The 19,674-nt window shown below is 41.8% G+C and carries 18 protein-coding genes; 13 read left to right on the top strand and 5 right to left on the bottom strand.

What is annotated here, in order from left to right:
* Positions 1-8: 8 nt before the first annotated feature.
* The gene (gene cas3f / locus ACYVIL_RS04190) at positions 9-3,434 is read right to left on the bottom strand and encodes a type I-F CRISPR-associated helicase Cas3f (protein WP_460311672.1); all 3,426 of its coding nucleotides are present in this window, start codon (positions 3,432-3,434) and stop codon (positions 9-11) included.
* A gap of 111 nt (positions 3,435-3,545) precedes the next feature.
* Here cas3f and ACYVIL_RS04195 point away from each other — a divergent pair, with 111 nt between their 5' ends.
* Complete coding sequence (locus tag ACYVIL_RS04195) at positions 3,546-3,746, top strand: type II toxin-antitoxin system VapB family antitoxin (protein WP_460311673.1); 201 nt, start codon at positions 3,546-3,548, stop codon at positions 3,744-3,746.
* Positions 3,746-4,114 carry a type II toxin-antitoxin system VapC family toxin gene (locus ACYVIL_RS04200; RefSeq protein ID WP_460311674.1) on the top strand — a complete coding sequence of 123 codons (369 nt, stop codon included), beginning with the start codon at positions 3,746-3,748 and terminating at the stop codon, positions 4,112-4,114. Before ACYVIL_RS04195 ends, ACYVIL_RS04200 begins: the two co-directional genes overlap by 1 nt.
* A gap of 13 nt (positions 4,115-4,127) precedes the next feature.
* Here the strand turns inward: ACYVIL_RS04200 and cas1f are convergent, their stop codons facing one another.
* From cas1f to ACYVIL_RS04220, 4 genes are all read right to left on the bottom strand, one after another.
* Positions 4,128-5,105 (bottom strand): type I-F CRISPR-associated endonuclease Cas1f, encoded by a 978-nt coding sequence (cas1f, locus tag ACYVIL_RS04205; RefSeq protein ID WP_460311675.1) that lies wholly within the window; start codon positions 5,103-5,105, stop codon positions 4,128-4,130.
* Between the two features lie 261 nt (positions 5,106-5,366).
* The gene (locus ACYVIL_RS04210; RefSeq protein WP_303474879.1) at positions 5,367-5,612 is read right to left on the bottom strand and encodes a hypothetical protein; all 246 of its coding nucleotides are present in this window, start codon (positions 5,610-5,612) and stop codon (positions 5,367-5,369) included.
* A gap of 244 nt (positions 5,613-5,856) precedes the next feature.
* Positions 5,857-6,549, bottom strand: a complete 693-nt coding sequence (locus ACYVIL_RS04215) for a hypothetical protein (protein WP_460311676.1) — start codon at positions 6,547-6,549, stop codon at positions 5,857-5,859.
* A gap of 12 nt (positions 6,550-6,561) precedes the next feature.
* Positions 6,562-6,810, bottom strand: a complete 249-nt coding sequence (locus tag ACYVIL_RS04220) for a hypothetical protein (protein ID WP_303474881.1) — start codon at positions 6,808-6,810, stop codon at positions 6,562-6,564.
* Positions 6,811-7,102: 292 nt separating this feature from the next.
* Between ACYVIL_RS04220 and ACYVIL_RS04225 the strand changes: the two genes are divergently transcribed.
* From ACYVIL_RS04225 to ACYVIL_RS04275, 11 genes are all read left to right on the top strand, one after another.
* Positions 7,103-7,972: a WYL domain-containing protein gene (locus ACYVIL_RS04225; RefSeq protein WP_460311677.1), complete on the top strand. Its 870-nt coding sequence runs from the start codon at positions 7,103-7,105 to the stop codon at positions 7,970-7,972.
* Between the two features lie 108 nt (positions 7,973-8,080).
* On the top strand, positions 8,081-8,737 hold the full coding sequence (locus tag ACYVIL_RS04230; RefSeq protein WP_460311678.1) for a peptidylprolyl isomerase: 657 nt from the start codon (positions 8,081-8,083) through the stop codon (positions 8,735-8,737).
* A gap of 353 nt (positions 8,738-9,090) precedes the next feature.
* Positions 9,091-11,346, top strand: a complete 2,256-nt coding sequence (locus ACYVIL_RS04235; protein ID WP_460311679.1) for a TonB-dependent receptor — start codon at positions 9,091-9,093, stop codon at positions 11,344-11,346.
* Between the two features lie 117 nt (positions 11,347-11,463).
* Entirely contained in the window at positions 11,464-11,979 is a 516-nt protein-coding gene (locus tag ACYVIL_RS04240) for a nuclear transport factor 2 family protein (protein WP_460311680.1), read from the top strand.
* 160 nt (positions 11,980-12,139) lie between these two features.
* Positions 12,140-12,595: a DUF3293 domain-containing protein gene (locus tag ACYVIL_RS04245; protein ID WP_460311681.1), complete on the top strand. Its 456-nt coding sequence runs from the start codon at positions 12,140-12,142 to the stop codon at positions 12,593-12,595.
* 982 nt (positions 12,596-13,577) lie between these two features.
* Positions 13,578-15,713 (top strand): TonB-dependent siderophore receptor, encoded by a 2,136-nt coding sequence (locus ACYVIL_RS04250; protein ID WP_460311682.1) that lies wholly within the window; start codon positions 13,578-13,580, stop codon positions 15,711-15,713.
* 111 nt (positions 15,714-15,824) lie between these two features.
* A complete protein-coding gene (locus ACYVIL_RS04255; protein ID WP_460311683.1) occupies positions 15,825-16,109 on the top strand; it encodes a hypothetical protein in 285 nt (94 codons plus the stop codon).
* A 5-nt stretch (positions 16,110-16,114) separates the two neighbouring features.
* Positions 16,115-17,749, top strand: coding sequence for a PepSY-associated TM helix domain-containing protein (locus tag ACYVIL_RS04260; RefSeq protein WP_460311684.1), 1,635 nt, complete (start codon positions 16,115-16,117; stop codon positions 17,747-17,749).
* Positions 17,746-18,060 (top strand): hypothetical protein, encoded by a 315-nt coding sequence (locus ACYVIL_RS04265; protein ID WP_460311685.1) that lies wholly within the window; start codon positions 17,746-17,748, stop codon positions 18,058-18,060. Before ACYVIL_RS04260 ends, ACYVIL_RS04265 begins: the two co-directional genes overlap by 4 nt.
* A gap of 230 nt (positions 18,061-18,290) precedes the next feature.
* Complete coding sequence (locus ACYVIL_RS04270; RefSeq protein ID WP_460311686.1) at positions 18,291-19,094, top strand: restriction endonuclease; 804 nt, start codon at positions 18,291-18,293, stop codon at positions 19,092-19,094.
* Between the two features lie 42 nt (positions 19,095-19,136).
* Complete coding sequence (locus ACYVIL_RS04275) at positions 19,137-19,664, top strand: cold shock domain-containing protein (RefSeq protein ID WP_460311687.1); 528 nt, start codon at positions 19,137-19,139, stop codon at positions 19,662-19,664.
* The last annotated feature ends 10 nt before the right edge of the window (positions 19,665-19,674 follow it).

Below are 19,674 nucleotides of genomic sequence, written 5' to 3' on the forward strand. Positions count from 1 at the left end.
TTTTCCTTTTACTTATTATCAAAGACACCTAGCTGCTCGTGCCAGTGCCAATTTAATTCTCGATCTTTACTTGGCTCTCTTAAACCAATAACACCAAAGGTTTCACTTACCTGTTGTAAGCTCTCATCTAACTTATCTGCAAAAATTTGATATGTTTCTTCAACGCTTAAGTGAAACCACCAATGATTACCCTGGGCCAATTCAGTCGTTTTATTTTCATCCATAAAGCGATTGGTTTGTTCTAAATACACAGGCGGATAGCGGGTATCGTCAATTTGGCTCCACGCTAATGTTTCACCTTCTTCTAACCGTAAAATAAACTCTTCTTGTGCTTGTGATTTTCTAAATTCGGTTTGACGAATAAATTCAGCACTCCAATCGATTGCGGGGCTTTCATTCCACCAAAGTGATGCAGGTTTGATTGAGTTATAAAAGTCCTTGTGTTTTAAATCGGCTCCCATTACATCTAATGTTATTCGTAGCGACCTATGTTCTTGTATTGAAAATAAATTAGCAGCGTTAGCAATATACTTATCTTTTGGTGATTTTTTAAAATCGTCGGCTTTTATCTCTTTCGGCTCGACGATTCTTGGTATTGCAGAAATATTGTCTAACTCTGTTGTTAATAGTTCATTCAGGTCTTTACTGTTAAGGGGGAGCTCAGGGGTTTCAAAACCCGGCTTACAATAAGCCACTTTTTCACCTTTTAATGCTCGTATATTTTGGTTAAGCACCACCAAATTTGCGGTGGTAGGTGGAGCTTGCCTATGCCGTTGTATACGCCCCGCTAACTGTATAATTGAACGTAGTGAACTAGGCTCTGCAATTGCCCAATCGTAATCATGGTCGCGCCCAACTTCCACGACTGATGTGCCTAATACAATAAACACATGATTGTCTACCGGTACTTTATTTAGGTCGTCAGCTTTTAATGCCTTGGCAATTTCTGGTTGTTGCCAAAGCGCTTGTTCATCATAGCGATTTAAGGTTTTATCTAAGCGAGATTCTTTGTAAGAACGTAGCGCTAAGGGAAACTGTGAATGATAAATACAAAAATTAAATTGATAGTTGGCTCTTGGAGACATAGCTAATAGTATTTTAGCAACAGAGATCATCGGATTAATGTTAGCCATTCTAACCACACCAATAGATACTTTTTTGCCGCTGCTATGCGTTACATGGTGTTGGTTATGTAATTCATAAATTTGTTGGTGAATGGTATCTGCCACACATTGATAAACTTGCTGATTTTTCTCATCAATATTTTGACCTGCTAAATCGCTATTTTCAGTGATAGGCAACTCTATATTAACAATTTTACCTTTACGTAGTACTTTACTGTTAGCCGTTAATTTTTTTAAACGTGACTCGACAAACCTGTTGTTTTTTTGTTTGAAGTCCTCTTTATTTTTTATTAATTCGACTTCACTTTTGTTTTCATCAAACCAAGCGCAAACAACACCTTGATTGTTATTGTGTGGAAAATTAGCTTGGTTGTAATGATTCCGACCTGCAACATAAGCGTCGTATAAAGCACTTATAAGCGCCGGTGGTAACGTTGCCGATGATAATAAAACCCGTGAACCTAACATACCTGCCCAATTAACTAATCGGCATAATGCGGGTAGGTCTTCTAAACCAAAATCATCGGGTTCATCTAAAATTAAGTCTGATGTTAATAACCGCAACATAGGCGCAATTTGTTTACCCCCTCGTTTACTTTCTGTAGCTGGCATTAAATGATCAATTGTACTAACCAAAATAGGCGCACTGATTAATTGCTCTAATTTAGGATTGCCTTTAAGCCAATGCTTTAAACGTCCGTCGTAAATTTGCCCTTCGTAACTGACATATAATTGTTCAAAAAAATCTTGCGCAGACTCACTACCATGATCAGGTTTTACTGATATTTCGTCATCTTTATTTAACTGATGTAGTAATTTAACGGCATTAGAACCAATTAAAACGGCAAGTTCATCATCACCTAATTTAAGTAGATCTCGATAGGCATCACCAGTTTGCAAGGTTAAAGTACGTAAACCTAAAGCAACTGAGAATCGACAACCTTCGCGTTCATTCGCTAAGGCATACATAATTCGTGCATTTGCCATGGTTTTACCACAGCCTGTTGATGCCATGTTAATACCAAAAAAACCGTGTTTTTCACTGGTTTTAGCAAACTCTTTTGACGCTTTAAACGCTTTGTCTTGCCATTGGTATTTGCGGTCTTTCGCGCTTTGTGAAAAAAGCCTATGCTGCGCCAATGCTGGCAATGTGTATTTTAAAGCGGGAAGGTTTTTAGCAAATAGAAAAGCGTTATGTGCAACACCAATATTATGTTCATCTAATTTTTGTTTTAACTGATTTGTTTTTCTATCCGTATTGGCGTTCGCTTGATAGCTATTATCACGCCATTTCATCTTTGAATCTTTTAACTCAAGAGATGAATAATAATGATCAGCCAACATGAGTGACAATCTTGATAAGTGGCTAACGAAACGTTGATTTAGCCAATCTGTTTTTTCAGACAATTTATGATAACTCAATGCTCGTTTGGAAATTTCACTCGCTTTGTTTTGCCATGTTTTACTCAACAATGGTGTTCCATGAGCAAAATTCCAATTCGCGTTAATTACTGATGATTCTATATCAGCCAAATTTTCTGCATTTTTAGAATTCCAATGACATCCAAAACATTTTGTTAGCCAATGTTCAGCTTGATCTAATCTAACAGGGTTGACTTGCGGATAAGGTAAACGATGGTGTGAGACAATCAACCAAGCAACTAACTTTCCAAACTGAGTATTGTCACTAAACGAGTTAAACGGGTTTTGATGTTTTCCGTTATCTTTAAATAATATTTTGTGTATTTCATTTTCAGCCTGAGCAGCATTTGATTGTTGATTAATTTCTACCAGTTTTGTTAACCATTCTTGGTCGGTTAAACTTTTAATAAAGGCTTCAAATAATCTTAACGATACCCACTCATGGCGATAAGGCTCAGATTTTGATTTCGTAGTACCGGCTAACTTTTGTTGAAATAAATCATTTGCTTTTCCAAAATCATGAAATAAACCAGCAATACTCGACGCCAACATAATAGCTTCATTTAATTCCCAACCGTTCTCCCAATCTTTATGCTCAAGATCTAACTTGGTATAATTAACCGCCACTATCCCATCGCTATTAAATTTATGTCTGTTCCCTACCACCCACAAAAATTGACTCCTTGCGCGTGAACGGATCCAGTGGCAACTTACTGCTGTGCTTTTACTGGCAGTTTGGCGCAGCATTTTTTTAACTGTGATCAGGCCTTCTTCGGTTATCAGGGTTTGCCAGGTGTTGTCGCCTATGCGATTAGCAAAGGCGTCTAACACTCTGCGGGTTTTCTTGAGGGCGTTTTTTTCGCACTGACTTACAAAGGTAACCATCATGGCTGTTCACTTTCCTTTTGTGGACTAAGTAGCCCATAACATTTATTTTTTGGAAAAAGCATCAATAAAAGCATATACTGATGCCAATATTGATGCCTTAGGAATGCAAATATGCGTACTACCTTAAATATCGATGATGACTTATTTAGCCAAGCTGTTGAGTTAACGGGTGTAAAAGAGAAAACGGCACTCGTTAGAGAAGGATTAAAAGCGTTAATTGAACGAGAAAGCGCACAACGTTTGGCTTTGTTGGGCGGTAGTGACCCGTCGGCACAATCTAGCCCTCGTCGGCAGAGCGAAATAGTTGAATAATGGTTCTGGTCGATAGTTCTGTTTGGATTGATCATCTTCGCAGAAAAGATGATGTGCTGAGCCAACTGTTGATAAACGGGCAAGTTTGTATTCACCCAATGATTATTGGTGAACTGGCTTGTGGCCATTTGCGGAACCGAGTGTCCATCATAAAGTTGTGGCAAAATTTGCCACATGCTAATCATGCTACGCATCAAGAGGCCTTGCACTGTTTAGAAAAGCACAGTCTGTTTGGTAAAGGGGTTGGTTTTATTGATCTACATTTACTGGCGTCAACCTTACTCAGCAACAACACATTTTTGTGGACAAATGATCGCAGATTAAAAAAACTTGCTGATGACATGAAACTCAGCTTTTCTTTGCATTGAAATAAGTACAGTTTCATTTCTCTTCCTGTCTTTTCTCTTGCAACGCCACTACTTTGACTTGCTCAAACATAAAATCTAGGGCTTTGTGATCAGTAAATTTTTGCAGTATTTGTTGGCGGAATTCTTGTTCTGTGGCATTTTCTTTAGCGCATATAAATGCCCACGGTAAAACGATGGCGTCTTTAATTAAATCTGCTATATCGAATACCAATGCCCCTCTGCGGGTTTTACCATGCATAACCGCAAAACCGTGAGGTATGCCTAATACCCATAAGGTACAAGCAGCTAAGCCGTAGGCTAAGTAATTACCGTGATTTAAAAAGTCGTTGGCTTTGTCTGTAGTATTGTTAGATGATCCTTGGTGCTGACGACTAAAGTCTTGAGTACCTGTATTATTGGCAGCAAATTTATACAGGACTTTAGTTAATTGGGCTTCGGTTAGTAATAAGTCGGATGATTGTTTAGCGTCTGTTGTGCGTTGTTCAAACCGCGTGAGAGCGCCTTTAATATTGCTGTCATGAATATTAAATCCCTCTTGCTGCAAATCTTTATCTTTCGTCCATATACGAGACAAGTAATCAATACGTGCCCCCTGAAATTGCTTGGCCACGGCTAAGCGTTTTTCGTCATCAAACCAGAATGACATCCAACCTTGAATGTATTCTGTGGGCCTATATTCACTTTGAGGCGTCATCCACTCAATGTCATTTGCCATATATAAAGGCGTACCTCCGCCTCCTGCAAATCCAACCAGCACACCAGCTTGAGCAAGCATACGCATAGCAGCTTGGGTGACAGACGTACCATTGCCTAATAACAACACTGTTGTATTTGCGATAGGAATATTAAAATACTGATTCTCTTTATTAGCCTCAGTTAAATACAATACTCGTCCATCCTTTTGCATCACTCTGCAATATTCTAAGTAATAAAGGTTTGCCCTCTTTGAATGGAGGATGGTTTTTAAATCTGATGGCGAAAAGTCTTTCATTAATACATCCTTTTTAATCTATGAAAGAAAATAGCAAGGCGCTGCTTTGAGTTTCCATATAAAGAACAAAAACCGTAACAACAAAACCATTCATTAAAATAGAGATTGTTAACAATGGCGATTGCATATACCTAATAAACGTTGAGGGACTAAATAGTAATCCTTGATTTTTTTTACTCATTCCATGCCTTCGTGTTTTACGTGCTTCTGGGCAGTAAAGCGGTTAGCTTTACAGCTAATCCAGTCACCTATTTTCTGCGGTTATTTAAAATGCAAATCATTGCAGAATTCACCTGTTACTCGATAACGTTTTAACTTCCCCTCGAGTTTTTCAAGTTGCTCTAAATTGTCAGCAAACGCACTTGTTAAACCTAATTTGTCACTTAAAGCGATATGGGTTTTCACTAATTTAATTAGTTTTGTGAAATCTGCTGACTTCCCCGCTTTTTCAATAATTGAATTTTCGCGGCTTATTTGTAACGTTAGCTGTATAAGTTTTGGGTCCATAAAGATTTCTCAATTTTTATTATTGTTATCTAGAAAAACTCATTTAAGGCATTTATTGACTTACGATGTTTTAGCAAATTCAGGATAGAGTGATTTGCAGATATTTACGTTTTTTTGACTGGTAAACACCGTTTTGGACCTGTTCTGCGTCCAAGCTGTGAGTGACAAATTTGTATAGTGGAGCAATATTGAAAGGCGAGTTTGCCATCTTTGATATTGTGTTTTCATGCTAAGTCTCTACTACTTATAGGCGACGTTTTTGTATACGCGACTGCTTTTGCCCGCTTCTACCACCGATTTCCATTAAACTGGTGATACCTTGTTCACACCAATGTTTTGCTGGCTCAACAATATGGCTAAGATTGTGATCATCTACTTTGTTGTATAAGTGTAATGAAGATTGAAAATCTCCCACCTGACGATAAATATCTGCACATAGCAAGGTCATTTCATCAGAGGAATAGTCGGTGTAGCGGTGTAAAATGAACTGGCAAACCCTGTGATACTGCTGTTTTAATGCTGCATCCGCTTCTTGTTCGTTTCCGTACATTCGATATGTTTGATTAAACACTTGCAGCGCTTTTAAGGCCCAATTGAATCTCAAATCACTTTGAGTATCGTTTTCAAACAATTCTAGGTAAACGTCAAATGATGGTTTGGGAAGGTAACTATATTCAGGTTCTTTACCTATCAATTTCTCCCAAAATCTGCGCTTTGGGGGCAGTTCGACCAAATCAAGACTCAAAATATCTTTAATCACAGCCTCACAATTTGGGCACCTAGCCACATTGCACAGGGTATCTTGCAAACCATTTACACTTCCTCCGTCAGAGAAAGTTTTTTGCATCATTGTGTTAAAAGACAATAACACAACGCGCAGGTAACGGGCCGCACAATGGGGGCAAGCGATGACTTCGGGCTCGGCAAATCGAGTCATTTTTAATTCCTTTTAATGTTTATGAGCGGTGGTAATTACATGATCGTCTTCACTGATAACCACAAACACGTCTCTTTGTACTTGCATCAATAATCGTTTTAACTTTTTGCACAGTGACTTTTGTGTTTGCTTATCTAACTCTAGCACATAGGTATTGCCTTTTTGATGGGTCTCCATGCCTAAGGCGTTTAAAAGTAACACCAAGTCTGGAGAAATACCCCGCTGCTGGCAGCGTTTTTGAGCATGCTGTGAAATCGTCATCTTAGTTCCTTTTGGTTAAAACGTAACCTAAGCATATGTCGTAAAAAACGACAGATAAACAACTGTGCAGATACACATGTACAGTTTTCAGGCAGATATCCACAATGAACCTCTTAAAAGCAATCCATCTATAGGATTAACTCATTGTTTTAAATGTTTTTTATAAAACAATAGACAGACAATACAGCTTAAACACCTATATAAAACGAACACATATTGCGCAAAATAATTTTGCTAAAGCCCCATTAGTATGCTGATAATGACCCAATTAGCGTAGTTATTGGCGACACATATGAATCAAAAGTCTAATTGGCCGTTTCGATACGATTTACTTCAGCGTTATCGTTTAATTGAAATTGTGGCGTTGTGGGAAGGTAAGCTTAATGCTGGGCATTTGACCGATTATTTTGGGATTGGACGACAGCAGGCATCCAAAGATATTAATGAATATCGCAATAATATCGGCCCTGACAACCTCATTTATAATTCCTCATTGAAAGGCTATGAACCCTCTGACAACTTTGCTCCAAAAGTAACCTTAGGAGAAGCTGATGAGTACCTACAGTTAATTCATCGCAATAGTGATTTGATGAATACCTTTCACGATATGACCTTAGGTTTTGACTATACCCATAACTTGCCACTCCCGAAATATCGGGTTCAGCCTACTGTGCTGCGTCAAGTGGTAAAAGCCTGCCGAAACAAACTCCGCCTTGAAGTGGATTATCGCTCGGTAAATGCCCCAGATAAAGCAGGCCGCATTATTGTGCCCCACTCCATAGTGCATTCTGGTATGCGTTGGCATGTGCGTGGGTTTTGCGAAAAAAACCAAGATTATCGCGACTTTGTGCTAACCCGGTTTTATGGCGCCCCGGAAGTAATGGGGAAAAGTCACCAGTCAATTGAACAAGACACGACCTGGCAGACTAAAGTGAATGTTGTTTTTATACCAGACCAAAGGTTGTCTGATGCCCAACAAGAGGTGGTGGCCAATGATTTTGGTATGACAAACCAAAGTTTGCTGATCCAAGTGCGCGGTGCGTTAGTGCAGTATTTATTACAAATGATGCGCATTGATATGAATGTCATTGCCGCCGATCCCAGAGCGCAACAGGTGGTCATTCAGAATATGGATGCGGTTAAACAGTGGCTGTTTAAATAAGCCTACCCGTAACCGGTATTTTAGCCGCTCCTTAGTTTTTATTCTTTGACTGAGGTTTGCTAAGCTAGGCCAAATTAACAAAGCTGACTTACCTCAATGACTCACCAAATGAACGCGATTTTTTCCTATGTATTAACCCTAACCGCTTGTGCATTATTATTGGGCGCGTGTGCAACTGTCGAAAAACCTCAAGAACAGTTTCACAGCCCATCCAAATTACCCATTGCAGTGTTAACCACTGAATATGGTGATATCCAAATTGCGTTAGATGTAAACAAAGCCCCCATAAGCGCCAATAATTTTATCGCTTACATAAAAAGCGATGCGTTTAAAACACTGACATTTTATCGCACCGTTGATCATAACAATGATAATCACCCCCTTAAAATAGCGGTTTTACAAGGTGGTTTAAATGCCGCACTGGATGATCCTTTTGAAGCCGGGCTACCGGCAATTCCTCACGAGTCCACGGCGCAAACCACCCTCACTCACACCAGAGGGGCAGTATCTTTTGCCCGCGGTGATTTAGGAACCGCACAATCTGAATTTTTTATCTCGACCCAGGATAATCCCCACTTAGATGCCGGCGGATTGCGTCACCCTGACAAACAAGGTTTTGCGGTATTTGGCAATGTGATTGCAGGCATGGAGGTAATCGATAAAATTGCGGCATTGCCAGCTCAACGAGCGCACAACAATCCCTATGTGAAAGGGCAATTGCTAACTCAGCCAGTGCCTATCACTAAAGTCACACTCGAAAACTAACGAATCCCAGCTAAATGGTTATTTAGACATGGCTTTCATAATAAGGGAAATCAGCGGCGGGAAAAATACTTTCCTGTTTTACTTTTTTTAAAAAACTTAGAACATTCATACACTTGCATAGCTTTGCTTAATGCTAATTTACTGATAAACTTTTCAATGGGGTTGTATCTAACCCTTTACCAACTCAAGCATTTTGTCATCGTTAATAAAAGTCTTTAACAGGTAAGCATAATTTTTTGAGCAATTTATACACACAATAAACAACTATTATAAAAGCGCAGGTTAACGCCTGTGCGCACATGTACTTCCCAACTACCTATTAACTAACTTAAATAAAAAGGGATTCCACCACAGTGACACATCAAAAATCATCCACATCTATCTTAAAAGCGCCCCTATTGAAGGGTAAGACCCTGCTGGCAATGGCCATAGCAACGTGTTTGTCTCCTATGAGTCTGTATGCACAATCCAATGAAAGTGGTGCAAGCAATGCTGAAGTTGAGCGTGTTGTTGTTACCTCTCGTAAACGTTCAGAAGATATGAATGATGTGCCTATTAGCATTAACGTAGTGACCGATGAGTTAATCGATAACCTTGGCGCTGCCGACTTTACCGACTTGTTGGGCGTAGTGCCTAGTTTAACCTCTTACCAAAATGGTCCAGGCAGAACGCGTTTATCTATTCGCGGTGTAGCCAATGGTGGCGGTAACGACAACGATACCCAAAACCAAGAAACCGTGGGTATTTACATGGATGAAATCCCCATTTCCATGGGCGGCATGAACCCAGAATTCGCATTATTTGATTTGAAACGTGTGGAAGTTCTACGCGGCCCGCAAGGAACACTATTTGGTGCTGGTTCAATGACAGGAACAGTGCGCCTTGTTTCCAACGAACCTGACCTGAATGAATTTGGTGGTCGCTATGAAGCCAGCGCATCGTCTATTAGCCATGGTTCACAGAACTACTCGGTGAAAGGTTTGATTAATGCGCCTGTTATTGAAAACCAATTGGCCATTCGTGCTAGCGGTTATTACATGGATAACGGTGGTTACATCGATAATGAAGTGACCGGTGAAAAAGATCTCAACGATGGTATCTCTAAAGGTGCAAAGATCTCCACATTGTATTTCCCAACGGATAATTTACGCGCAGAATTAACCCTACTTCATCATAACTATTCAGACAATGGTTATCCCCAAGATATCGACTCCACTGCGTTTTTAACCAGAAACTACACATCGTTTGATGGTTTTGATGATGAAGTTAATATTGCCAACTTAACCTTAAAATATGATTTAGAGTGGGCTGAATTAGTCAGTTCTACCTCTTATTTTGATCGTTCCATTATTAACCGACGTTCACTGGATTTACTGTTCGAGTCAGCCCTGCCACCAGAAGTGACGCCACACGAACTTATTGACTTCACCGACTCTGAAGTTTGGGTACAAGAACTCAGATTAAGCTCAACCACCGACGACAAACTGCAATGGACAGTGGGCGCTTATGCCGACAAAAAAGATGTGTTTTATGAAAACACCTTCCCGGTACCTGGCGCGGATGACATCTTGGGCGTGCCTTCTTCGGCGTTTGGCGCACCTGAGGATCACTTATATTACGGCTTTGACGATCTAACCGTTGAAACCTATGCCCTTTTCGGTGAAGCCTACTACGACATAGGTGACTTCTCGATCACAGCAGGTTTACGTTATTTCAACTGGAAACAAAATATCGAATTTTACCAATCAGGCTTGTTTAATGGTGAATCAAACGGTGATATTCGCCCTGAAAGCACCACAGATGGGGTGAATCCAAAACTGAATGTGTCATATCGAGTGAATGACGAAGTATTAGTCTATGCCCAAGCCGCAAAAGGCTTCCGCTACGGTGGGATCAACGGTGCCATTCCTGAATCAGTTTGTTCTGAAGAGTTGGCTGAGGTTGAACGTGAAGGTGGCGATACCCGCTTCTTTAAACCAGACGAAATTTGGAATTACGAGGCAGGCGTAAAGGGTGTCACTAAAGACGGCATGTTCAGCTACAACACCACCGTATTCCACATTGATTGGAGTGATATGCAAACCAGTCGCTCTTTCGAGTGTGGTTTTGGATTCCGTGAAAACGTTGGCGAAGCCACCAGCCAAGGGATAGAGTTTGAGTTAAGCATGAAACCCGTTGATGCTTTAACGCTATCGGTAGGTGGTGCCTACATCAAGAGTACCTTGGATGCAGATGTACCTAACTTATCAGCATTAGAAGGCGATTCAGCGCCATTTGTACCTGAAACCACGTTCAATGCCAGCGCCGATTATGAGCGCGCGTTGAGTCAAAATTACATGGGCTTTGCCTACTTCAATGTGCAATATACCGGTGATCGTGCCACAGAGTTCAACGAAAATGCTGAAAATTACCGCAAAATGGATGCCTATACCGTGGCGAACTTACGCCTAGGTGTGCGCTTTGACGAGTTTGAAGTGTCGTTGTTTGCAAATAACCTGTTCGATGACGATGGGGTTGTTCGTGCCATTGGCCGACCGCCATTTGATCAACCTGCAACTATCCGCGTTACGCCGCGTACAGTTGGGTTAACTTTCCGCGGTAACTACTAAGTTTAGCGGGAGTAAACGAGTGCAATGAGGTCTGTTTACGTTAGCAGACCTCATTTACTAATAACCAACACCGGCACTAAAATGTGTCATTGTTGGTCAATCAGAAGGACGTTAGTTATGAAGCAATTTGCCGCAGTGGTAATGATAGCGTTTTGGTCTATCAGTTGTGTCAGTTTAGCCAACCCACAGCAATCATCAGAGACAGCAGACACAGAGTCGATTAATAAACTGGTAGACGGCTTACACTACGCCGCAAGCCAAGCTGATCTTGATGGATACCTTGGTTCGTTCACAAAAAACGGTGTGTTCATGGGAACAGACGACTGGGAACGATGGATCCGTCCAACCACTTTAGACGCCTATGTTAAAGAACGTTTTAAAGGCGGCACAGGGTGGACGTACAACTCAGTTGAACGCCACATAAATTTTGCTGACAGTGGCAAAACAGCCTGGTTGGACGAAATAATAGTTTCTCCAAAATGGGGCCGTTTTAGAGGGACAGGCGTGGTGATCAAACAAGGAGACAGCTGGAAAATCGCCCACTACTCAATGTCTGTGTTAATCGCCAATGAAGCATTTTTTGAGGTTGCAGAGATCAACAAAAAAGCCTTTTCCGTTCGAAAAAAACAATAAAATAAATAGAAGGGTATCGCTGAATGATGCCCTTCTGCTTTTTTGATTCTAAAATAATAGCTGAACTAACCTTTACCGCGCGTCATGCATATCATGGGGCTCTGCCGCCAGGCAGTAGTGCTTGCGCAACTAACCATTTAATCTCAAAAGGCGAGTAAATTTGAGCATTGACCCTGAGTTATTAGCCGCTTATAAGAATGCTGAGTATGTGGTTTTTTCTGATGGTTGCTTTTCTGACTTAACGACAAAACAGCAGTTAGCAATTTTAGTGGATAAACCCAGCCGCCGATTACAAGCTCTCATGGAGAAAAAACACTGTAAACAAGCCGCGTTTATTACCGCATACAATCCCCACAGTGTTGCGATGACAGAGTCTGAGAACCTGATTGCTCAGGCTAAACTGACTAAGCTATTACACAATATGGGCTTGGAATTTATCGAAGGTGTTGGCAGGGATCCCCAAGGGTTATGGCCAGAGGAAAAGAGTGTGTTGGTGCTCAATATCAGTAAACAACAAGCCCTAAATTTAGCTAGGCAATTTAGGCAAAATGCCATTGTCTGGATTGAGGCCGATGGCATAGGGAAATTGCTTTTATTGGATGATCAAAGCCAATAACCTTTACCCGCCTTAATCGCTATTTATACGCTAAAGCCACCGACTACAGGTTATGGGTTTTCCTCGCTATTGGGCATTCATCCCAAACCTGTAGCATGGTCTTTAGGCCATGGGTTTCCATGGGGTTTTCATGAGTTATTGATATCCCTATCTCGGGGCTAAAGCCACCGACTACAGGTTATGGGTTTTCCTCGATATTGGGCATTCATCCCAAACCCGTAGCATGGTCTTTAGGCCATGGGGGTTTCATAGGCTTCTCCATGGGTTATTGACATCCCTTTCTCGGGGCTAAAGCCACCGACTACAGGTTAAACGCTTTTGTAACATGGTCTTTAGGCCATGGGTTTTCAATCGTTTTTCCATAGGTTATTGACATCCCTTTCTCGGGGCTAAAGCCGCCGACTACAGACTAAACGCTTTTGTAGCATGGCCTTTAGGCCATGGAGTTTCCATGGGGTTTTCCGTGGGTTATTGATATCCCTATCTCGGGGCTAAAGCCACCGACTACAGGTTAAACGCTTTTGTAGCATGGTCTTTAGGCCATGGGTTTTCAATCGTTTTTCCATGGGTTATTGATATCCCTATCTCGGGGCTAAAGCACCTGACTACAGGCCATGGGTTTTCAATCGTTTTTCCATGGGTTATTGATATCCCTATCTCGGGGCTAAAGCACCTGACTACAGGCCATGGGTTTTCAATCGTTTTTCCATGGGTTATTGACATCCCTTTCTCGGGGCTAAAGCCGCCGACTACAGGCCATAGTTTTCAATCGTTTTTCCATGGATTCCATTGTTAAGTGACGCTTTAATCTAACCAATTTATGGTCAATCTTCTATTTAGGGAATGAAACTAACCAAACTGTAAAACTGCGGGAAATATCGCCCTTTCAAAACTTTAAATAGCAATGATTATCATTTGCAATTCGTTTATCAATAGATATAATACCCGCGTTTTACTAACTCACAAACCTCCAGAGAGCACTATGAACAAACAGCAGATCTTCGCGTTATCTCCTATTATGTTGGCGATAGGAGTACATGCACAAACCGCCGAATTAACCACTGAAAAAGTACAAGATACAGACGAAACAAACATTGAGGTTATCCGCATTGTTGAAAGTCGAGTGCAACGCATAAGCTCTGGAGCAACAGGTTTAGGCCTGGATAGTTTCGATACCCCTCAATCTCTTTCTATTATCGAAAAAGACACCATCGCCAATTACAACTTGAGCGACGTGAATAGCCTGTTTAAAAACGTGACCGGCATCAATATTGACCAAACTGAAACCGATCGGACTTATTTTAATGCCCGTGGTTTCGATATCACCAGCATGCACGTTGATGGCTCAGGCATTCCCTTTGGCGATATCTTTGTAGGTGATTTAGATACGGCGATTTATGAAAAAATAGAATTTATTCGTGGCTCAAACGGGCTTATCACCGGCTTAGGCAATCCGTCTGGAACCGTTAACTACGTGAGAAAACGCCCCAGTAATGACCCCCAAGCGAGCGTGGCTGTCACCTTAGGTCGTTGGTCTAACATGCGCGCCGTAGTAGATGTTTCCACACCATTAACCGAGTCTGGTAGCTGGGCAGCCCGGGCGGTTGTTGTCCATCAAGACAAAGACAGCTGGTTAGATTTATACGAGAACAGCAGAACGGTGGTTTATGGGGTGGTTGATGGCCAACTAAATGACGATCTTACCCTCACCTTCGGTTACACCTATCAAGATAACAACAGCAATGGCGTGACTTGGGGTGGAATTCCGCTGATTTATTCCGATGGCACCCAAACAGACTTCTCAGTTTCAACCACCACGGCAATGGACTGGACCTATTGGGACACGTTAAATGAAACCGCCTTCGCAGAATTGAGTTGGTTCATTACCGACGATATCAACTTCACCACAAAGCTGAACTACACCAATTACGAAGATGATTCGCAACTGTTCTATTCATATTCAAACACCGGCCTGGACAGCGAAACGGGGTTAGGTTTATTGGGCTACCCGGGTAACTTCACTGCCGAAGACGAAATTTTAATTTGGGATAACACCTTGCAAGGCACCTTCCAAGCATGGGGTTTAGAGCATTCCTTTAATCTAGGAGTTAGTTTAGCCGATTCGGAAACACTGGATTTCGACTCTGGCGCATTGAGCGGGTTCGATGTAATGCCCTCATTCCCCGGCTGGACAGGCACTGAAGTAGCAAACCCTGACTGGGCAGACCCATACAAAGCAGGATACACAGACGTCACCTTAAACCGTTTTTATGGTTCCATTCAATTAGCAGTGACTGAAAACTTCGATTTGATTCTAGGCGCAAGTTTTGTGGATTACGAAAATGAAGGTGAGTCTTGGGGGGCGTCTACCTCGACCACAGAAGATGGCTCTAGCCCTTATATTGGTTTTACCTGGGAGGCAATGGACGACCTAAATATCTACGCAAGTTACAGCGACATTTACCAGCCCCAATACTACCTAAATGAAGACTTAGAACCCCTTGGATCTGCAGAAGGACGCGGCTATGAATTGGGCTTGAAAAAGCGCTTCGATAACAACTTGTTGGTCAGTTTAGCCTTGTTCAGAACCGAACAAGAAAACCTGTATGAATTCATCGAATACGGGGACGGCGATGGCGTAGATGATGACGACTATTCGGATGATTTCGACTACTCCCTTTATCGCGGTGTTACCGTTGACTCCAATGGTTTCGAATTAGAAGTGTCTGGCCAGGTAAGTGAAGAATGGTCGATGCAAGGTGGCTTAACGGTATTGACCTTAGACGATGAAAACGGCGATGAAGCTCGGACTTTTATCCCCCGTAAAACCTTTAAATTACTGGCTGATTACGCGCCTAAATGGAATGAAAACCTCAATGCGGGTGTTTCAGTTCGTTGGCAAAGCGAGATGTATTACGAAACCGGCTATGGCCGAATTACCCAAGATAGCTATGGGCTGATCGGCGGTTATGTTCAGTACTGTTTCAATGATCAGCTATCACTGAGTTTGAACTTAGATAACATTACCGACGAGAAGTACCTCAGTTCGGTGAGAACGGATCAGGCATTCTACGGTTCGCCAACTGATTACAGTTTAACCTTGCGCTATAACTTTTAATCGTTAGCAGGTTGAGAAGCATAGTGAACCTAGGCTTCTTTGCCTGTTTATTAGGCTTAAAGATAGCAACAAAAAGACGTTTTAAATGCATTGCAAAATTGGACAAAAAACATGAGTACCTCATCCCTAACTTTTCTGAAAAGCAAACGCTTTTGGCTAACTGGCCCTTGCACTTTAGTGGTGTCTTTACTGTTTATGTTGGCCATGGCGGTGTGGTTTCCACCTGGTGTGGGGAAAGTGAATAACATCATGTTACCACTGGTTTTGTTTCCATTAATTTGGGCTTTTTTGTTTTTTTACACTTACCTAACGACTGATTTGCGTAAAGCTCAGTGGTTACTCGTTGCGCTGTTTATGATCAATAGCCTTACCCTTGCTTACCAATTTTGGGGCTAACATTTATGCTAGATATGCAAGATACACAAGAAACTAAGCCAAGTATTCGTTCCCAAGCCAAAGCGTTGCTAAGTCTGCACTCCTGGTCGGGCATTGTATTAGGCATGTTACTTTATGCCGTTATCTTTACCGGCACAGTCGCCGTGGTGGCTGATGAGATTGGCGAATGGTCAAACACGAACTATCATCAAAACCTGCTGATCAACACAGACGTAGATGGAACCGTTGCCCGCCTATCGAAGCAAACACCCACGGAATATTTAGATGAGATTGCCGTGTATGAAAATGATCGCCAACAAATGGTGTATTTTTTCCATACCCATAGACGAAATCCATCGGGGGAGATGGACGATTTTGGCATTCAATATTTGATAGCCGCAAACGGAGAAATAATCTCTCAACAAGAAGGGTTTGGAACAGAAATATACGCCCAAGACGATACCTATGCATTAAGCCGATTTTTAGTTGCCATTCATACGGAATTACACATACCCGCCCCCTGGGGATTGATCCTTACGGGTATTTTAGGACTGGCCATGCTCATTGCCTCGGTGTCGGGCTTTATGATGCACAAACACTTGTTCACCGATATGTTTTCAATTCGCAAACAACGAGACGGTAAAGCCCTAAAACGCGACTCTCATACGGTTGCAGGCACCTGGAGCATCCCGTTTGCCATATTACTGGCCTTTACCGGTAGCTTTTTCAGCTTTTCCACATCCTTTGGTTTACCGGCAATGGGTATGGTTGCCTTTGGTGGCGATCAAGAAGCACTAATGTATGCGTTAGTGGGCGAGCAACAGCATAAAAGCGAAGCCCCGCAAGCGTCGGCCAATTTAAACAACATGATACGCGATGCAGCAAAGCGCCAGTCTTCAGTGCCATCTTATGTGTCTATTTCCCATTTAGGTACCGAATCGGCCAGCGTGCTCGCTTTTTTCATGCCAAACCAAGGCAAGGTTGGCTTTGAACAACTGGTGTATAACGGCACCAACGGTGAGTTTGTTGAATACAAACCCGACGTAGGCACAGTGCCCTCTGTAGGCAGCACAATTTTGTCCCTCATTTACCCCATTCATTTTGGTACTTTCGCAGGTTTATTCTCGAAAATTGTATGGATAAGTTTAGGGGTAGCCGCCTGTTATGTGACTATTACCGGCTTGCAACTTTACGCCTACAGAAATGAAAAAAATGAAACCAGTTGGCGCTGGTTCAGTCGCCTCTGTGTATGGGGATTCTTCGGCTTGCCCTTATGTTCCCTAGCCAGCGCCCTTGGCTTCTTTTTAAGTGGTAGTATGGAGTTGAACCAGAGCAATTGGACGCCCTTAGCCTTTATTATTGCTGCAGCCGCAACCAGTATCCTAACCCTGTCAATTAAGAATTTACAGCAACTCAAAACTATTCTTTTTGCTGCCAACGGACTACTGTGTTTGCTTCTTCCCATAATCAGATATATCACCTCTGGCACGGGATGGTTGCAAGCAGTCCAACAAAATATGATTGCGGTGATGTTTGTTGATGCTGCCCTATTAAGCTGCGGAGCCTGGTGCTTTTACGGCCTGTACAAATCATTACAACCTCGCCACAACAGCAAGGTTCAAGAAACGCAACCCTACCTTCAACAGGAGAGTGTAAAATGAATCACTTAGTCACTACCCTGCCCTTTATTGTATTCGCCCTAGTGATCATACTCATGCTAGCCAAAACCGATCCTAGACGCCAACAACTGTTCGCCAAACACAACAACCAAGACCACACAAACCAGGCTAAAACAGCGAGCAAGACAAAAGCGAACTTATCCCCCACCACTCGCAAACTCCTCGCCTGGAGCTTAGCGCTACCCATCATCCCCTTAATTGGCATGGAAAACTACGCAGGAATATTAATGTACGCAGGCGCACTCACTGTAATCGGCTGGCTGGTATCTGAGTTGCCGGCATCGGTGGTGTAAATAGAGTGGTAAAAGCACAACCTTCGAACCCATTTCAATCCCAGAAGTGATTTAAACTCTTGATACAATGAAGTTTGTACAATTTTTGTAATTAGGTCACTCCTTCTGCTTGGGTAAATAACAAGATACCGTCAAATATACATTCCTATAATTAGTTATTGATTGCAGAATTTAAGAATTTATCAAACCCGCTATATTGTTGCTTATTCACTTAAAACAATGGACTGTTGATGAGCCGCAAGAACACTTCCTTTTTCACAGTTTTATCCTATTTACCTTGGTGGATTAGCATCACAACAGGCTTGGTGGTGTACCTAGCCCTGCAATTTGTTATCCCCCCATTAGTTAATAAAAACCAAATTCTATTGACCCTAGCAACCGCAGCGCAAAACTTTGCTTGGTTATTCGCAGGCATGTTCCTACTTCCTGCTGTTTCATCTGTATTTATGCAAAGAAAACGGCAACAGCTCATTACACAACAAAAAAGTATTCAATCGTTACGTGAAACCTCATGGCAAGATTTTGAAATATTAGTTGCTGAAGCATTCCGTCGCCAAGGATACTCAGTGCAGGAAAATATGGTTGCAGGGCCTGACGGGGGTATCGACCTGAACCTGAGGAAAGATGGAAAACAACACATAGTACAATGCAAAAGGTGGCGCTCGTCAAAGGTAGGCGTGTCAATTGTACGGGAAATGTATGGTGTACTCACCGCATCTAAGGCAGATAGTGTTTATGTGGTGAGCTCAGGTGAATTTACCAAAGATGCAATCGAGTTTGCCCAAAACCTGCCAATAAAACTAATCAACGGCCAAGCCTTGCTAGAATTGATTGCTGAAATACAAAGTGAAACATTATTGCCAATCAAAGGCGAACATCAAACGATAACCCCAGCTGATAGCAAGCCAATAAACACCTGCCCTAAGTGTAACTCCCAATTAGTTACGCGAACAGCCAAAAAAGGCACTCACACTGGCAAGCAATTTTTAGGTTGCAGCAATTTCCCTCGCTGTCGTTACGTTGGGCAGATTTAACGTTAGTATTATCTAAATTTAATGAATGGAATAAGGAATAATATGTACAAAGGACAACTGACAAAATGGAATGAAGATAGAGGTTTTGGTTTTATCAAAACACCAGATTTAAAAAGTGACACCTTCATACATATATCTGCGTTAAAACATATGAGTAGGAAGCCTCAAGTGGGCGATTTCATCCATTTCGATGTAACGGAATCAAATGGAAAGAAAAAAGCGATTAATGCTCGAATTGAAGGGGTAAGCACAGTTTCAAAACCCGTGTTTAAACGAAGCCACAAAAAACAGTCGAAATTCAGTTTTTTATTTATAGCAATAGTCATAGTGTTTGCCTTTCAAGGGATTCAACGTTTATTTGAAAAGCCAAATGACTCTTCGCAAACACCGTTAATTCAATTACCGTTTTTGATGGAGACAGAGAGCAATCAGAATTTTTCATGTGATGGCAGACAACATTGTAGTCAAATGACATCCAGAGCCGAAGCGGAATACTTCCTAAGAAATTGTCCAAATACCAAAATGGATGGAGATCGAGATGGGATACCTTGTGAAAGGCAAAGGTTTTAGATTAGCAACT

It is taken from the genome of Aliiglaciecola aliphaticivorans, assembly GCF_054782055.1.

Coding starts and splice junctions, on each gene's coding strand:
- cas3f (WP_460311672.1), bottom strand. CDS start 3,434: ATGATGGTTACCTTTGTAAGTCAGTGCGAAAAAAACGCCCTCAAGAAA.
- ACYVIL_RS04195 (WP_460311673.1), top strand. CDS start 3,546: ATGCGTACTACCTTAAATATCGATGATGACTTATTTAGCCAAGCTGTT.
- ACYVIL_RS04200 (WP_460311674.1), top strand. CDS start 3,746: ATGGTTCTGGTCGATAGTTCTGTTTGGATTGATCATCTTCGCAGAAAA.
- cas1f (WP_460311675.1), bottom strand. CDS start 5,105: ATGAAAGACTTTTCGCCATCAGATTTAAAAACCATCCTCCATTCAAAG.
- ACYVIL_RS04210 (WP_303474879.1), bottom strand. CDS start 5,612: ATGGACCCAAAACTTATACAGCTAACGTTACAAATAAGCCGCGAAAAT.
- ACYVIL_RS04215 (WP_460311676.1), bottom strand. CDS start 6,549: ATGACTCGATTTGCCGAGCCCGAAGTCATCGCTTGCCCCCATTGTGCG.
- ACYVIL_RS04220 (WP_303474881.1), bottom strand. CDS start 6,810: ATGACGATTTCACAGCATGCTCAAAAACGCTGCCAGCAGCGGGGTATT.
- ACYVIL_RS04225 (WP_460311677.1), top strand. CDS start 7,103: ATGAATCAAAAGTCTAATTGGCCGTTTCGATACGATTTACTTCAGCGT.
- ACYVIL_RS04230 (WP_460311678.1), top strand. CDS start 8,081: ATGAACGCGATTTTTTCCTATGTATTAACCCTAACCGCTTGTGCATTA.
- ACYVIL_RS04240 (WP_460311680.1), top strand. CDS start 11,464: ATGAAGCAATTTGCCGCAGTGGTAATGATAGCGTTTTGGTCTATCAGT.
- ACYVIL_RS04250 (WP_460311682.1), top strand. CDS start 13,578: ATGAACAAACAGCAGATCTTCGCGTTATCTCCTATTATGTTGGCGATA.
- ACYVIL_RS04255 (WP_460311683.1), top strand. CDS start 15,825: ATGAGTACCTCATCCCTAACTTTTCTGAAAAGCAAACGCTTTTGGCTA.
- ACYVIL_RS04260 (WP_460311684.1), top strand. CDS start 16,115: ATGCTAGATATGCAAGATACACAAGAAACTAAGCCAAGTATTCGTTCC.
- ACYVIL_RS04265 (WP_460311685.1), top strand. CDS start 17,746: ATGAATCACTTAGTCACTACCCTGCCCTTTATTGTATTCGCCCTAGTG.
- ACYVIL_RS04270 (WP_460311686.1), top strand. CDS start 18,291: ATGAGCCGCAAGAACACTTCCTTTTTCACAGTTTTATCCTATTTACCT.
- ACYVIL_RS04275 (WP_460311687.1), top strand. CDS start 19,137: ATGTACAAAGGACAACTGACAAAATGGAATGAAGATAGAGGTTTTGGT.